General features: G+C 39.5%; 13 protein-coding genes. 12 read left to right on the top strand and 1 reads right to left on the bottom strand.

The window, feature by feature from the left end; all coding sequences use genetic code 11:
- The 12 genes from E1176_RS20765 to E1176_RS15865 all read left to right on the top strand — a co-directional run.
- The coding region (locus tag E1176_RS20765; RefSeq protein ID WP_185152840.1) for a hypothetical protein at positions 1–576 on the top strand (576 nt) is incomplete at its 5' end.
- Positions 563–2,161, top strand: a complete 1,599-nt coding sequence (locus E1176_RS15915) for a S8 family serine peptidase (RefSeq protein ID WP_155211836.1) — start codon at positions 563–565, stop codon at positions 2,159–2,161. The genes E1176_RS20765 and E1176_RS15915, both read left to right, overlap by 14 nt.
- 91 nt (positions 2,162–2,252) lie before the next feature.
- Positions 2,253–2,906 carry a ribulose-phosphate 3-epimerase gene (rpe, locus tag E1176_RS15910; RefSeq protein WP_155211833.1) on the top strand — a complete coding sequence of 218 codons (654 nt, stop codon included), beginning with the start codon at positions 2,253–2,255 and terminating at the stop codon, positions 2,904–2,906.
- A 19-nt stretch (positions 2,907–2,925) separates the two neighbouring features.
- Entirely contained in the window at positions 2,926–5,310 is a 2,385-nt protein-coding gene (locus E1176_RS15905) for a TonB-dependent receptor (protein WP_155211830.1), read from the top strand.
- A 9-nt stretch (positions 5,311–5,319) separates the two neighbouring features.
- The gene (locus E1176_RS15900; protein ID WP_155211828.1) at positions 5,320–5,910 is read left to right on the top strand and encodes a penicillin-binding protein activator LpoB; all 591 of its coding nucleotides are present in this window, start codon (positions 5,320–5,322) and stop codon (positions 5,908–5,910) included.
- A gap of 24 nt (positions 5,911–5,934) precedes the next feature.
- Entirely contained in the window at positions 5,935–7,338 is a 1,404-nt protein-coding gene (locus tag E1176_RS15895; RefSeq protein ID WP_155211826.1) for a COG3014 family protein, read from the top strand.
- Between the two features lie 124 nt (positions 7,339–7,462).
- Entirely contained in the window at positions 7,463–7,921 is a 459-nt protein-coding gene (locus E1176_RS15890; RefSeq protein WP_155211824.1) for a hypothetical protein, read from the top strand.
- Between the two features lie 136 nt (positions 7,922–8,057).
- Entirely contained in the window at positions 8,058–8,654 is a 597-nt protein-coding gene (locus E1176_RS15885; protein ID WP_155211821.1) for a hypothetical protein, read from the top strand.
- Between the two features lie 54 nt (positions 8,655–8,708).
- A complete protein-coding gene (locus tag E1176_RS15880) occupies positions 8,709–9,770 on the top strand; it encodes a hypothetical protein (RefSeq protein WP_155211820.1) in 1,062 nt (353 codons plus the stop codon).
- Positions 9,771–9,973: 203 nt separating this feature from the next.
- Positions 9,974–12,502 carry a DNA gyrase subunit A gene (gyrA, locus tag E1176_RS15875; protein ID WP_155211818.1) on the top strand — a complete coding sequence of 843 codons (2,529 nt, stop codon included), beginning with the start codon at positions 9,974–9,976 and terminating at the stop codon, positions 12,500–12,502.
- 42 nt (positions 12,503–12,544) lie between these two features.
- Positions 12,545–13,729, top strand: a complete 1,185-nt coding sequence (locus E1176_RS15870; RefSeq protein WP_155211815.1) for a tetratricopeptide repeat protein — start codon at positions 12,545–12,547, stop codon at positions 13,727–13,729.
- A gap of 78 nt (positions 13,730–13,807) precedes the next feature.
- Positions 13,808–14,236, top strand: a complete 429-nt coding sequence (locus E1176_RS15865) for a rhodanese-like domain-containing protein (protein ID WP_155211813.1) — start codon at positions 13,808–13,810, stop codon at positions 14,234–14,236.
- Here the strand turns inward: E1176_RS15865 and E1176_RS15860 are convergent.
- The gene (locus E1176_RS15860) at positions 14,230–15,171 is read right to left on the bottom strand and encodes an NAD(P)-dependent oxidoreductase (RefSeq protein ID WP_155211810.1); all 942 of its coding nucleotides are present in this window, start codon (positions 15,169–15,171) and stop codon (positions 14,230–14,232) included. The two genes, E1176_RS15865 and E1176_RS15860, sit on opposite strands and share 7 nt — an antisense overlap.
- Positions 15,172–15,382 lie beyond the last annotated feature (211 nt).

Below are 15,382 nucleotides of genomic sequence, written 5' to 3'. Positions count from 1 at the left end.
TATGCTGTTTATGATGTAGAAGAAGTAAATTATGACATACTAGGCACGATTGATTCATCTCGTTTCCAACTAAGAACAGAGGTTGTAGACTCATTTGCCAGCCAGTCAGGTGACATTAATTATATACTACACCGCTCTACCAGACCTGACACAACAAGCAGTTGGGAATTTCAGCGTGCGTGGTCAACATATATCAATTCTAACCAAGCTGTGTTGGTTGAAGAAAACATACCATACTTAAAATTGGTTTTTCCTGTAGAAAGAGGAAAAGTTTGGGATGGAAACAAACTAAACACCCAGGAAGAAGACGAATATGAAATGATAGAAATAGGGCAGCCTTATACAACCAGCTTAGGTGATTCTTTGGCAAACACGTTAAGAGTGATCCAAAGTGATAATCAGGATACCGTTATTCAGCAAGATAAACGAATTGAAATTTATGGTTTAGGCATCGGATTGGTTTATAAAGAATCGCTGCTGCTCAATTACTGCACCGATCCTGATTGTATTGGTCTTCAGGAGATAGAAAGTGGCTCATCTTACAAACAATCATTAGTATCGTATGGTAAGGACTAAATTCACCATACTGCTATTAACCATTTTGCCACTTGTAGGTTTTGCTCAGGGCAATCGCTACATGGTCTTTTTTAGTGATAAAGAGAGTTCTGCTTATTCTACGAGTAACCCGGAAGAATTTCTAAGCAGCAAAGCCATTGAACGTAGGGTAAAGCAGGAAATAGCAATTACAGAACAGGATTTGCCGGTTAATGATGGCTACTTACAAGGGGTAAAAGACCTTGGCATAGATGTCTTTTTTACATCCAAATGGTTTAATGCAGCTTTAATACAAACAGAACCTGCCAATATCACGAGTGTAGAAGCACTATCATACGTAGATAGTGTGCTTTTTGTCGCACCTGGAGAAAGACTTACAGCATCTTCCAGAAAGCATAAAGATAAATCTAACAGAGAAAAGTCAGTGGCCAATCAGACTCAACTTAACATACTGGGAATCAATAGCCTGCATTCTGAGGGGTATTTTGGCGAAGGAATAAGTATGGCTTTTCTTGATGGTGGCTTTTCAGGTGTAAATACCGCCAGTGCCTTTCAACATATCTTTGATGAGAACAGGGTAACATACGTCTATAATTTTGTCGAAAACAGCGATGAAGTGTATAAGTCGAGCTCGCATGGTACTCAAGCGTTTTCTACTGTAGCGGCATTAATTGCTGAAGAATATCAGGGAATAGCTACAGGGGCAGAGTTTATGTTATTTACCACAGAAGATGTCTCAGGGGAGTATAGAATTGAAGAGTACAACTGGTTAATAGCCACAGAAAAGGCGGATAGCGCTGGCGTAGATATAATCAGTACCTCGCTGGGCTACAACACTTTTGATGATTCAGCTATGGATTATACAATAGAAGACCTTGATGGTAAAACTGCGATTATTTCCCAGGCAGCAGAGATAGCAACATTAAAAGGAATACTCGTAGTGACAAGTGCCGGAAATGAAGGTAGCAATGAGTGGCAATTTATTACCACTCCGGCCGATGCCGACAATATTCTGGCTGTAGGTTCTGTTGGTGCTGATGGCGAGCCTAGTGGCTTTAGTTCTATTGGTCCAACTGCCGATGGTCGTATTAAACCAGATGTAGTCGCCTATGGTGGTGGAGCAAGTGTCATCAATAGCAATGGCTCTATTGGAAGTAAAAATGGCACATCATTCTCAGCTCCGCAGGTAGCAGGTTTGGCCGCGCTCTCGTGGCAGGCTAACCCAACCCTTACTAACCTTGAGTTGAGGCAACTTATTCTGGAACTGAGTGTGACTTACAATGAGCCAAATAACAAAACCGGTTATGGTATTCCTGATTATAAAACCACTTTGTCTATAAATCCCATTGCAAAAAAAGAAGCCATCAAAGTTTTTCCAAATCCACTTAGTGGTGACCAACTCAATATCAAGATGACTAATCAGGAGCGTTTGTTAAGTATCGAGATATTTGATATTAACGGTCGCTCGATGTTTAAGAATAATCTTAATGAGGCATCATACGATGTTTTAACTATTGATTTGGAAGAGAGTCTAAAAGGTGGTGTTTATGTGCTTGAATTAATCACCGATACCCAACACTATAAAGCCCGATTAGTTAAATTCTAATTCCATTATTTTTCTATCTTTGACCACACATCTGCAGACATACTGTAAGATGCATTTATCGTTTATAACTTAGGATTTAACACTACACCCAATGAGTACGCCAATTATTGCTCCATCTATCTTAGCTGCAGATTTTGCCAATATCCAGAAAGAAGTAGAAATGCTTAACGACAGCGCTGCCGACTGGATTCATATAGATATTATGGACGGAGTTTTTGTACCAAACATTTCATTTGGTCTCCCAGTGATGGAAGCGATAAACAGGCATGCGAAAAAGCCTTTGGACGTACATTTAATGATTGAAAAGCCTGAAAATTATGTCGAAGCATTCAAAAATGCTGGCGCTGAAACTATCACAGTACATTATGAAGCTTGCCCGCACTTACATAGAAACATACAACAGATTAAAAATCTCGGATGTAAAGCCGGAGTAGCAATCAATCCTCATACCAATATCGCATTACTTGAAGATACAATCATGGATATCGACCTGGTTTGTCTCATGTCGGTAAACCCTGGTTTTGGTGGCCAAAAGTTTATAGAGAATACGTACGATAAGGTAATTGCACTCAAAGACATGATTGAAGAAGCAGAGGCTGATACCTTGATCGAAATTGATGGAGGTGTAAATGAAAGTAACGCAGCTGAATTAATCGAAGCAGGTGCGGATGTTTTAGTGGCAGGAAGTTTTGTTTTTAAATCGAGCAATCCTAAAGACACTATTTCTAACCTCAAAAACGTTTAACAGCAGTAGTATCATCTGCATGAAAAATTATATTGGCTTACTTTTTTTGTTGTTCTCTATACCAGGACTTTGTCAGGATATAGAAATAGCAGGTAAAGTAACAGATGAGAATGATCAAGCTTTAATTGGTGCCAATATTGTTTTAAAATCAACCACTCTGGGTACGCAGACTGATGCCAATGGTAACTATGTAATAAAAATACAGAGACCCGATGCATCAGATAGCCTAATATTACTCATTAGCCATGTGGGTTATGTACCTCAGGAAATTACAATAACACTTAATGAAAAAGCTGAGTATGTCCTCGATGTAGCACTGAAGGAAGATATAGCTATACTCGAAGGAGTTGATGTAAAAGGAGAGAGGCAGCGAGAAGAAGTAAGCGTTATTAAACTCGAACCGAAATCAATTGAAGCGCTACCATCTCCTTTTGGTGATTTTACTAAGGTACTGAGTACGCTTCCGGGAGTTGTAAGCAACAACGAGCTATCATCCACCTACTCCGTCCGTGGCGGTAGCTTTGATGAAAACCTGGTATATGTTAATGATATTCCGATTTACAGACCATTTCTTATCAGTAATGGACAACAAGAAGGCCTTAGTTTCATAAATACCAACATGGTAGATGACGTGAGTTTCTCTGCTGGTGGTTGGCAACCCAAATACGGAGATAAGCTCTCTTCTGTATTAAATGTTACCTATAAAAAACCAAAATCATCCGGGGCTACTGCATATGTAAGTCTTCTAGGGGCAGGTGCCCATATTGAAGGCATATCTAATAACGGAAAAGTGGGTTATCTGGCAGGGGTAAGGCACAAATCTTCGCAATACCTACTCAACACCCTGGAGGTGGAAGGAGAATATTTGCCAAAATTTACCGACCTACAGAGCTATGTAAATATTAAACTGGGTCCTGCTGATAATCCTGACAAAACGACTTTGGGTATACTGGGTGCCTATGCTCGCAATCGCTACCTGATAGAACCTACCAGTAGAGAAACTGAATTTGGCACCTTTACCAGGTCATTAAAGCTATTTGTGGGCTTTGAAGGCAGAGAGTTGCTAGAATATGACACCTATCAGGGTGGCCTTAAATTGACTCATGCCATCAATGACCGTTGGATAACAAAATTAATCACATCGGGTGTAGTGGCTTATGAGCGTGAATTTACTGAAGTAGAGGGGGGCTATCGACTGTGTGATGTAGATAAAAACGTAGGATCTGCGACTTTTAACGAATGTATCGTTACGCGTGGAATTGGCACAAACTACGATTATGGTAGAAATACCCTAAACGCCAACATCGTAAACATTGAAAATAGAAACGAAATTCAGCTCAATGATAAAAATGATTTGGAATTTGGGATTGGCTATGCTTACCAGGATATAGATGATCAGCTGAGTGAATATGCATTTGTTGACTCAGCGAATTTTGTTTTGGAGGAGTCGATAAATCGTACAGAAGCTAAAAATCGTATTACTTCTGCTTATTACACAGCCTATGTACAGAATACAACCCGTATAAGAAAGAACATCACCACAACTTACGGTACACGCCTAAATTATTGGGACCTGAATAATCAATTACTGATAAGCCCGCGGGTGCAATTCTCAATACAACCTGACTGGGTAAGAGATGTTGTGCTAAAAGCAGCGGTAGGTTTTTACCAACAACAACCATTTTATAGAGAGTTGAGAGATTTTAATGGTAACCTCAATAAAGATTTAAAGGCTCAAAAGTCGCTGCACGTCATCGGAGGTTTAGACTATAATTTTAGATGGTGGAACAGGCCCTTTAAATTTTTAGGGGAGGTGTATTACAAAAAGGTGTATGATGTAATTCCTTACGATATAGATAATGTAAAAGTAAGGTATTACGCTAATAACAATGCTGAAGCTTTTGCTACCGGGATAGATTTAAGAGTGAGTGGTGAATTTATAGAAGACACACAATCCTGGTTTAGTCTGGGCATACTCAACGTGAGGGAAAATGTAGAAGGCGATGGTAGAGGCTATATCAGGCGACCCACCGATCAGAGGGTGAATGTAGGCATATTTTTCCAGGACCATCTACCAAACAACCCGACTTTCAGAGTAAATTTAAGTCTATTGTTTGGAAGTGGATTGCCTTTTGGTCCGCCCAACGATTTTGACAATAGAAACGTATTTAATGGTGACAGCTATAGGAGGGTAGATATTGGTTTTGCCAAACAGTTTTATTTAAATAAAGAAAAATATGGTAAAGAAAGGTGGGTTTTACTCACTGCTGAGATACTAAACTTATTAGGTACAAGTAATCCTATTTCCTTTACCTGGATAACCGATGTAACTGATACTCAGATAGCTGTGCCCAATTCATTATCGGCAAGATTTTTGAATGTTAAACTTTCTGTAAAAATTTAATCAAAACGAATGAAAACTCCTTTTAGAAACCTAAGCCTGGCGATAGTCGCTGGCCTGTTGCTTTTTTCTTGCTCTCAGAGAACTGTTACCCGAGTAGACCCTGACCAACAAATAGATTTGAGTGGCAGATGGAATGATGTTGATTCCAAGAAAGTGGCTAATAAGACTGTACAGCAATTTCTAAATAGCCCGAGATACGAATCATACGCTGCGGAAAATGGCAAAACACCGGCTATTATTGTAGGATATATCAATAACAAAACCAGTGAGCATATAGACTCAGACAACTTTATCAAAAAATTTGAGCTTGAGATTTTTAACTCTGGCCTGGCCGACCTGGTAGAATCTCGTGAGTTCAGAGAAAGAATCAGAGAAGAAAGAGCTGATCAGCAAGAATTTTCTTCACCGGAAACTACGGCTCAATGGGGCAAAGAGTATGGAGCAGATCTTATGCTTTTTGGTACAATGACCTCTGAAACCGACACCTACAACAAAGAAAAGGTCGTTAACTATATCGTTACGCTATATTTGACTGACCTGGAGACCAACAAAAGAGTATGGTATGGTCAGGAAGAAATCAAAAAGTTTATAGAAAACTAATCCAGGGTTATTTTCTCAAATACTATGGCATTTAATTATAAGCCTCTGATAATCATTGGCTTATTTTCTCTTACGTCATGTGCTACTTACTACGAAATGAATCGTGAGTTTAACGTGGCATTTGAACAAGGCAATCTGGAGCAAGCTGAGCAAGTCCTGGTGAAGAATAAAAAAGTCGCTAAGGGTAAAGAGCGGTTTCTCTACCTTGTGAATAGAGGTGTGGTATTATCGATGCTGGGCCGGTTTGAAGAAAGCAATGATTACTTCGAGCAGGCTTACATCTATACGGAAGATTACCAAACCAATTACTTACATGAGGCTGCCTCTTATCTCACTAATCCTACGGCTGTAGCCTACAAAGGTGAAGATCATGAGCGTTTACTATTGCTTTATTACAAGGCGATAAATTTTCTGCAGTTAGGTATGTATAATGAGGCACTTGTTGAGTGTAAAAGGCTTAATATCAGATTGCAACAATTGAGCGACAAGTACCGGTCAGATAATAAGTATAAGGAAGATGCCTTTATTCATAACCTGATGGGGATCATTTATGATGCTCAGAAAGATTATAACAACGCCTTTATAGCTTATAGAAATGCATACGAGATTTATGAAAATTCCTATACAGCGTTATTTTCTCTTGACGCACCTCAACAATTAAAAGAGGATATTTTACGTACCGCTTATCTCACGGGTTTCTATGAAGAGTATGATAAGTTTAAATCAGAATTTGGTATGACCGAATACAAATACACCCCTGTGGATGGTTCTTTGGTCTTTTTCTGGAACAACGGCTTAGGGCCATATAAAAGCGAATGGAGCATAAATTTTGCTGTAATTGAAAGTGAGGGAGGGGTTTTTAATTTCACAAACGATGAGTATGATTTCACATTTCCTTTTTCAGTACCTGTCAGTGATAATCCTGAAGATCATAGCAAGTTAACCGACCTGGATGTGTTTAGGGTAGCATTCCCTAAGTATGTGGAAAGAAGCAAGTATTATACAGGTGCTGAGTTGATTGTAAATGATAGAACGCATCAGGTTGAGTTAGCCGAAGACATTAATCAAATAGCCTTTAAAACATTGAGAGAGAGGATGTTGTTAGAGTTTGGCAAGTCATTACTACGCGTTGCGCTTAAAAAGGCAGCAGAAAATCAGGTCGAAAAAGAAAGTGAAGGGTTGGCTTTGGCTGTGAGTTTTTTAAATGCACTTACTGAAAAAGCTGACACCAGAAACTGGCAGACCCTGCCCCACAGTATTTACTATACACGCGCACCTTTACAAGCTGGTGATAATACCGTGTTATTAACACTTGATAAGGTAGGAGAACAGAAAAACGAAACAAGAACTTTTGACTTTACCATAGATACAGGGCAAACTGCCTTTAAGGCATTTTACTCTTTAGAGTACAAACACAGGGCTTATTGATCACCCAAAATGCGGGGTATTAAATAACTTTAGAAGCAAAAACTTGCGATAACGGCCTAAAAACTGTTTATTCGGGGTTTTATAAAATTGAATAGAATTAGTAACCAATAAAACAAGAAGAAAAATGAGGAAAGTGAGTTTATTTTTTATTGCATTATTTGCTGTATTGAGTGTAAATGTTGCAAACGCTCAAGACGAAGATTATCTAACAGATGAGAATCTTAGAAGATATGCAATAATGATGGAGGCGGTTGATGCAATGAAAGCTGAGATCAGCGTTTCATTGAATTCAATGATTAAGAATCAGGAAGGTATAGATGGAAACAGATATAAAGAACTTTCTAGTGGAAACGGTGAGCCAGCTACAGAATTTGAAGAAAAATTCATGAGCAACCTTAACAATATGGTTGAAGAAAGAAAAGCGGCTATCGGAGACGTGATCAAGATTTTAGCTACTAAAATGTTACCTGACGGTGGAAAAGCATACAACGCGATTAAAAGCGCTGTAGCTTCTGATGAAGAAGTTCAGGCAAGATACGAAGAGATTCTAGCGCAAATTCAACTAGAAGACGAAGACGCTTAATTGAAGTCGAAATAGAAATAATGAAAGCTCCGGATGATTTCGGAGCTTTTTTTATGACCCTCTGGCAATATCAGCTGCTTGAAAATATCGCTTTTTTAATTTTATCACTATCTTTAGTAAATTTTAAAGGATAGAAATGTTTTCAGAAAACGAAATAGCCACGATCATAGAGATTCCTGAAGTACATGTCGCTACGGTTGAGGTTAAGGCAGACTTCATCGCCAATGAGGCAAATTTTTTAGAAATCAGTGATCACGACTTTTTATCACTTGTTATGATGGCGCCAACAGTCGGCATGGCTCTTGCTAATGGAAGCATAAGCTTATTTGAAGAGCTGGCATTAAACAAAATGGCCCGCAAGATGTCTAAGGGTGGCTTTTTTATGAAAGTAGACCCGGTGGCACATGGCATGAAGTTCCTCATAAAGAATTTCGAGGCCTGGGAAATGAAATTTTACGAGGTCATTAAGATTTCGATGGAGCACACATTTAGTTTAGAAGACCTGAAAAAAGAAAAAGATCATTCCAAAGGTTTTGCCTATGCTGTGATGAATGTGCCTTACATGTTTGTTCGTTTTCTATCTTCATTCTTTTTACACGATGATTCTGACATAGTAGATGAGCGTGCTATATCGGAGGTTGAGTTTAAAAAAATACAGGATATTGGTCATAAGCTAGGCTTAGATGAATACCCCATATTCAAATCTTTTTGCCAAACCTTTGAGATGAAGTAGTTGTTTTTACAACTTTTACAATACTATTTTTTAAAATTGCCTGTTTATTGAGCAATGCACAAAAGGGCAGCTATATCTTATTTTTTCATAACGGGCTTTTTCATACTATTTGCCTTTCAAAGCGCCTATGCGCAAGATGAGGAGAAGGTTACGATACCTCTGAATCATTTTTATGCAGAACCTACCAATTCCGGTGGTTTACGAGCCCTTATAAGCAAACTGCATTTTAGCTTTAGCCCAGGCTACGGACGCACTTTTTACAGTCAGGATCTGTCAGATTTTGCCATTTTACAACCTCAAAACAGCGGACCGGTTATCTTTTCTAAAGATAGAAACATCAGTGGGGGCAATATATCGTCTGCTTATAGGTACTGGTTCAACGATGTAGTAGCAGATTCCAGTGTGAGCTTTAATCCGGCTAGTGATTTTTTGGTTAATAGCGATACAGCTGATATAAAATATAAAGCACCGGGCACAAGTATTCCACTCACAGGCAGTATACATGTGGAATTTGATCGCTATAAAATAGGAGGGGGTTTTATTTTTGAATATCACAGACCGGGCACTTTTGCGCCCAATATGTTTGAAGATGAGCTAAGCACTTTTGACCCTGATTTTGGAAGCACATTCTATAAAAAATACTTTGTTTTGTTGGGAGCTAAGGTGTATCGCTATTATGAATATGTACTTGCTGTAGATGCGCAGATAGGAGCTTTTAACCTCACCAAAAAATTTAATAAGGATGTTATTCAGAAAGGTATTTACTTCAATATAGGAGCCACTATAGAGCGCGAAATGTCTGAGTATTTTAGTTTGTTCGTGAGGCCTTCATTCGATTTTAAGAATTTTACAGTCAATATGCCGGAAACTGATTTATCGGTAAATACCTCAATGAATGCCTTTTACGTATCATTTGGGTTTATATATCGCATACCGAAGCTCAGGAAGTGTTTTCTCAAAAGTTGCACCACACAGATCAATCACCAGCACGGCAATAAAGTATATAGAAGCCGTGTGCACCCATTTTATAAATGGCAAAATCCACATCACGGACAGAATTATCCTAACTTGATAAAGTACAAGCGAAAGAATAAGAAGAAATTTAACGCTTACTAAAAAAAGCACTGCTTTACTGCATAATATCAGCCTTCGAGAAAGTGCCTTTAGGGCTCATGAGGCCCACTTATCTGAGTCACCTGTACAACCATCGATTTATATTGTCTAAATAGTGCTAAATCTTAATTATACATTGTTAATTGAGGCTTGAATTGTGTAAATTCGCCTTAATTTTTACATAACACAGGAATTAAAGAAAATTCATGGCAGAAGGAGCAAATGAGAACATCATCCCGATTAATATAGAGGATGAGATGCGTGGAGCTTACATAGATTATTCTATGTCTGTAATTATCTCCAGGGCCTTACCAGACGTGAGAGATGGTTTGAAGCCCGTTCATCGCAGAATCCTATTTGGGATGCTGGAACTTGGCGTTAATTATAATAAGTCTTATAAAAAATCGGCAAGAATTGTCGGTGAGGTTTTAGGTAAGTATCACCCACACGGTGATACCGCTGTATACGACACCATGGTACGTATGGCCCAGGATTGGTCCCTGCGTTATCCACTGGTTGACGGACAAGGTAACTTTGGTTCTATTGACGGTGACTCACCGGCAGCCATGCGTTACACCGAGGCGCGACTCAAGCGAATAGCCGATGAGCTACTCACAGATATCAACAAAAACACCGTTGATTTTAGCCCTAACTTCGATGATTCATTAAAGGAGCCTACAGTTCTTCCCGGCAAGCTACCAAACCTTCTGCTCAATGGTGCTTCCGGTATTGCGGTAGGTATGGCTACAAACATGGCGCCTCATAACCTTACTGAAGTGGCCAATGGTATCGCAGCTTATATTGATAATAACGACATCACCATACCTGAATTGATGGAGTATGTTACTGCTCCTGACTTCCCGACAGGTGCTACAATCTATGGTTACACTGGTGTAAAAGAAGCTTTTGAAACCGGCCGTGGTCGAGTTTTGATGCGTGCTAAAGCCGAATTTGAAACAACCAGCACGGGTCGTGAGCAAATTATCGTTACCGAAATACCATATATGGTAAATAAGGCCAGCATGATTGAAAAAACTGCTGCCCTTGTAAATGAGAAAAAAATAGACGGTATCTCAGACATCAGAGACGAATCTGATAGAAACGGTTTAAGAATCGTTTATGATCTGAAAAAAGATGCCATTCCAAATATTGTACTTAACCACCTGTATAAGTACACACAACTACAGTCTTCTTTTGGTGTAAACAACATTGCACTTGTAAAAGGTAGACCTGTACAACTCAACCTTAAGGATATGATCAAGCATTATGTTGATCATAGGCATGAGGTAGTAATCAGAAGAACTGAATATGAGCTCCAGGAGGCGCAGAAGCGTGCGCATATCCTTGAAGGGTATTTGATCGCGCTAGACAACCTCGATGAGGTGATTGACCTAATCAGAAAAGCCAAAGATCCTGATACTGCGAAAGCTGGCTTGATTGAGAAGTTTGATTTATCAGAAATTCAGGCCAAGGCTATCCTCGAAATGAGGTTACAGCGTCTTACCGGTCTTGAAAGAGATAAAATACAAACTGAGTATGACGAGGTAATGAAGCTGATCAAAGAGCTTGAGTACATCCTCGAAAACGAAGACAGAAGAATGGAAATCATCAAAGAAGAGCTCCTTGAAGTAAAAGAGCGCTATGGTGATGACCGAAGAACAGAAATTGTACACAGTGCGGACGATCTTACTTATGAAGATATGATCCCTAATGATGAAATGGTAATTACTATTTCTCACCAGGGGTATATCAAGAGATCGCCACTAACCGAATATAGAACACAAGGCAGGGGAGGTGTAGGCTCTCGTGGTGTAAGCACCAAAGATGATGACTTTACCGAGCACCTGTTTATAGCCAAGGCACACAACTACCTACTGATATTCACAGAATATGGTAAAGTGTTCTGGAAGAAAGTATACGGCATACCAGAAGGTAGCAAAACATCTAAAGGACGTGCCATCCAGAATTTAATAAATATTGAGACTGGTGACAAAGTACGTGCCGTAATCAATGTAGAGAGTCTGACTGACGAAGAGTATGTGAATAACAACTTCGTGATGATGTGTACTGAAAGCGGTACCATTAAAAAGACAGCCCTTGAAGCCTACAGCAGACCAAGACAAAATGGTATCAATGCGATCACAGTGAAAGATGGAGATCGTTTATTGGAAGCTAAGCTTACTAACGGTGATAACCACGTGGTAATTGCTAAACGTATGGGTAAAGCCATTCACTTCCATGAGTCAGATGTAAGAAGCATGGGCCGTACTGCGTCTGGTGTAAGAGGTGTAACACTGGAAAGTGAGGAAGATAAGGTAGTTGGTATGGTCATTGTAGACCGTGAAGGGGCTAACTTACTGGTTGTAAGTGAGAACGGTTACGGAAAACGCTCATTGGTAGAAGACTACCGAATCACTAAAAGAGGTGGTAAAGGAGTAAAAACCATCAACGTTACAGACAAAACTGGCAAGCTAGTTGCTATTAAAGAAGTAATTGATTCTGATGACCTGATGATTATCAACCGATCTGGCATCACAATCAGATTAGCTGTTGAAGATCTGAGAGTTATGGGTAGAGCCACTCAGGGTGTGAGATTGATTAAACTCAACGACACCGACATAATTTCTTCGGTAGAAAAAATAGAAAAGATAAAAACTGAAGACGAGGAGCTAGACGAAAATGAGTCTACTGAGACAAACGAAGATTCTGAGACTTCAGGAGATTCAAAAGAATAATTTATTAAATTGAACACAACTAAATAATACACATATCAAATTATGAAAAAATTAATTTTAATAGTTGCTATATGTTCGCTGGCAGGTGCTGGTTATGGGCAAAAGAAACCTAAGATTAATCAGGCTGAGAAAGCAAGAACAGATGGAGAATTGGCAGAAGCCAAGCAAATCGTGGACGAAGCAATCGAACACGAAAAAACTAAAGACGATGGAAAAACCTGGTATTACAGAGGTTTAGTTTACGCTACTTTAGATACCACTAGCAACCCGGAATTTCAAAACTTAGCTGATAATCCGTTGGAAACCGCTATGGAAGCTTTCGCGAAAGCAGACGAAATCGATCCTGAAGGTAACAAGTACTACATCACAAATGATGCTGGACTACCTGTACTTAAAGATCAGCAGCTTAACGTACTTTGGGGACATTACCTTAACCAGGGTGTAGAAGCTTACCAAAGCGAAAACACTGAGGATGCGGTGAAGTATTTCACTAAAACGCAGGTAATACAGCCTAAAGATACTACAGGTTACATCTACGCTGGTTTGGCAGCACAGTCTGGTAAAGATTACGAGACAGCCGCTAAAAACTATTACGTATTGATCGATGACCTTGATTATCACAGCAAAGACATCTATAACTCTTTAATTTACATCGAAGGAAGCGTAAATAAAGACGATGAAGCAGCATTAGCTATCGTAAGAAAAGCTAAGGAGCAGTTTCCTGACAATATCGATTTCGCAAAAACAGAAATCAACACTTTGATCAGAATGGACAAAGTAGATGAAGCTAAAGCTGAGATCGAAGGCGCTATCGAAAAAGAGCCGGACAACCCTGAATTATATTTCACTTTAGGTGTAATGTACGAAGAGCTTGATAACAAAGAGAAAGCTCAGGACGCTTACCAACAGGCGATCGATGCTGATCCTGATTTCTACAATGCAGTGTTTAACCTTGCGGTACTTAACTACAACGTAGCTGTAGACCTAATCAAGGAGAAAAACAACCTGGGTATTTCTCAGGCGGATCAGAAAAAAGCTAAAGAAATGCAGAAAACTATCGATGCTAAGCTTAAAGCAGCAGTTCCTCACTGGGAGAAAGCGAATGAGCTTCAGCCAAACGATAGAACTACACTTGAGACTTTACAGTACATCTACAACCAGCTTGGTATGGATGAGAAATTAGTAAAAGTTTCTAAGCAGTTAAAAACAATGGACGGAGAGCAATAAGCAAAACCGTTTGAAAATAAATGGAAGAGGGGCCGGCTGAAAAGTTTGCCCCTTTTTTTAAACCAAAATTTCAATAATATGAAAAGCTACATTATACTTTTAATAGCCACGTTGAGTATCGTGGCTTGTAACACGAAAGAGGCTCAAAATGAGAATAATGAAGAAGTTGCAGCCTCAACAGAGCCCGTACAGAATATAAATCCTGTAAAGGTAGATAAGGAAGGCTTAAAGAAACTTATGGCCGAGAATCCTGATGTTCAGCTTGTAGACGTAAGAACTGTGAACGAAACTGATCTTGGTCATATAGAAGGTGCACTTATTGGCATGGACTTTCTATCCGGTGAGTTTAAAAACAGAATGAACTCCATAGATAAGGAAAAGCCTGTGGTCGTTTACTGTGCTAAAGGTGGTAGAAGTGCCAAAGCTGCGCAAGAGTTGGTCGATAATGGCTACACGGTAGTCTATGATTATTCCGGAGGATACACGGATTGGTCAGCAGATCAATAACCTCTCTTGATGTCGACAAATAATGGAGATGATCGATCTCCGTTTCTAATAGACTTAAGGACCTGTGAGAAACTTTCTTGCAGGTCTTTTTTATTGGTTTTACTGGCGTGATGTGGTGTAACTAAAAGATTAGGTGTAGACCAAAACGCATGAGAAGAGGGTAGTGGCTCTTCATGAAAAACATCCAGAACAGCACCTCGCAATTGACTTTTGTTTAATGCACTGAGTAAATCCAAGTCCACCACGGACTCTCCTCGACCCACATTGATAAACAATGCCCCGGTACACTTCGAGAAAAATAGTCGATTAAATATGGCGGTGGTTTCAGAGGTTAGGGGTAAAGCATTGATGATAATGTCATAAGCCTCCAGATTACTAAGTGCAGACAAGGCTACTGTTTGGTGTTTGATTGAAGTACCCGAGCGGTTGACACATACCAACTGCTTGACCATTGGTGCCAGACTATCCGCGATAGCACCACCAATAGTGCCGGTGCCAAACACCAATACTTTCTGCTCATATAAATCTCCAATTTGTAGCGGTTCCCATGAGTTCTTTTGCTGGTTTTTAAGGGATTGATTAATGGCCTTAAGGTCATTTAAAATATAGGCCAGGCAATACTCAGCCATACGCTTGCCCATATTACCAGCCGTGCGTGTTAGCAAGACATTGGGATTGAGATCCTTTCTTTGCACGAAACCATCGACCCCCGCACCAAAACTATGAATCCATTTTATACCTGATATATCTACATGGTCGCTCACGGTAAATGCAGCCAGCGCATTGTGTTGGTTTATGTTTTTAGCTAACTCATCTTCCGATTCATACACCGTGCAGGTAAGTCCTGGTACAGCCAGAGATTCTACTATTGATTTAAAATCATTGGCCAGTCTGCCGATAGATGCAAATTGTGTGCTTTCAAGGATATGCTCCATATCAGATTTTAAAGCTTTACTTTAAGGTAATTGTAAGTTGATCAAAGATAGCCACTTATGGTTGGTATTTTAAAGTGCAAGTTTGAACGATGTAAGAAATAGATGTAAAAAGCATTGAGTAGATTCTGTTCAAAAAATTCCACGCAGGAGGCATATATTTATACAGTTCATCTTTAAACTAGCTGCGTTTTGAGCACGTTACGACCGATTT

It is taken from the genome of Fulvivirga aurantia (assembly GCF_009711475.1).
In the GTDB taxonomy this organism is placed as follows: Bacteria; Bacteroidota; Bacteroidia; order Cytophagales; family Cyclobacteriaceae; genus Fulvivirga; species Fulvivirga aurantia.
The sequence above is the reverse complement of the archived record's forward strand: the minus strand, read 5'-3'. Positions and strand labels throughout refer to the sequence as shown.

Coding starts and splice junctions, on each gene's coding strand:
- E1176_RS15895 (WP_155211826.1), top strand. CDS start 5,935: ATGGCATTTAATTATAAGCCTCTGATAATCATTGGCTTATTTTCTCTT.
- E1176_RS15865 (WP_155211813.1), top strand. CDS start 13,808: ATGAAAAGCTACATTATACTTTTAATAGCCACGTTGAGTATCGTGGCT.
- gyrA (WP_155211818.1), top strand. CDS start 9,974: ATGGCAGAAGGAGCAAATGAGAACATCATCCCGATTAATATAGAGGAT.
- E1176_RS15860 (WP_155211810.1), bottom strand. CDS start 15,171: ATGGAGCATATCCTTGAAAGCACACAATTTGCATCTATCGGCAGACTG.
- E1176_RS15890 (WP_155211824.1), top strand. CDS start 7,463: ATGAGGAAAGTGAGTTTATTTTTTATTGCATTATTTGCTGTATTGAGT.
- E1176_RS15905 (WP_155211830.1), top strand. CDS start 2,926: ATGAAAAATTATATTGGCTTACTTTTTTTGTTGTTCTCTATACCAGGA.
- E1176_RS15885 (WP_155211821.1), top strand. CDS start 8,058: ATGTTTTCAGAAAACGAAATAGCCACGATCATAGAGATTCCTGAAGTA.
- rpe (WP_155211833.1), top strand. CDS start 2,253: ATGAGTACGCCAATTATTGCTCCATCTATCTTAGCTGCAGATTTTGCC.
- E1176_RS15900 (WP_155211828.1), top strand. CDS start 5,320: ATGAAAACTCCTTTTAGAAACCTAAGCCTGGCGATAGTCGCTGGCCTG.
- E1176_RS15870 (WP_155211815.1), top strand. CDS start 12,545: ATGAAAAAATTAATTTTAATAGTTGCTATATGTTCGCTGGCAGGTGCT.
- E1176_RS15915 (WP_155211836.1), top strand. CDS start 563: ATGGTAAGGACTAAATTCACCATACTGCTATTAACCATTTTGCCACTT.
- E1176_RS15880 (WP_155211820.1), top strand. CDS start 8,709: ATGCACAAAAGGGCAGCTATATCTTATTTTTTCATAACGGGCTTTTTC.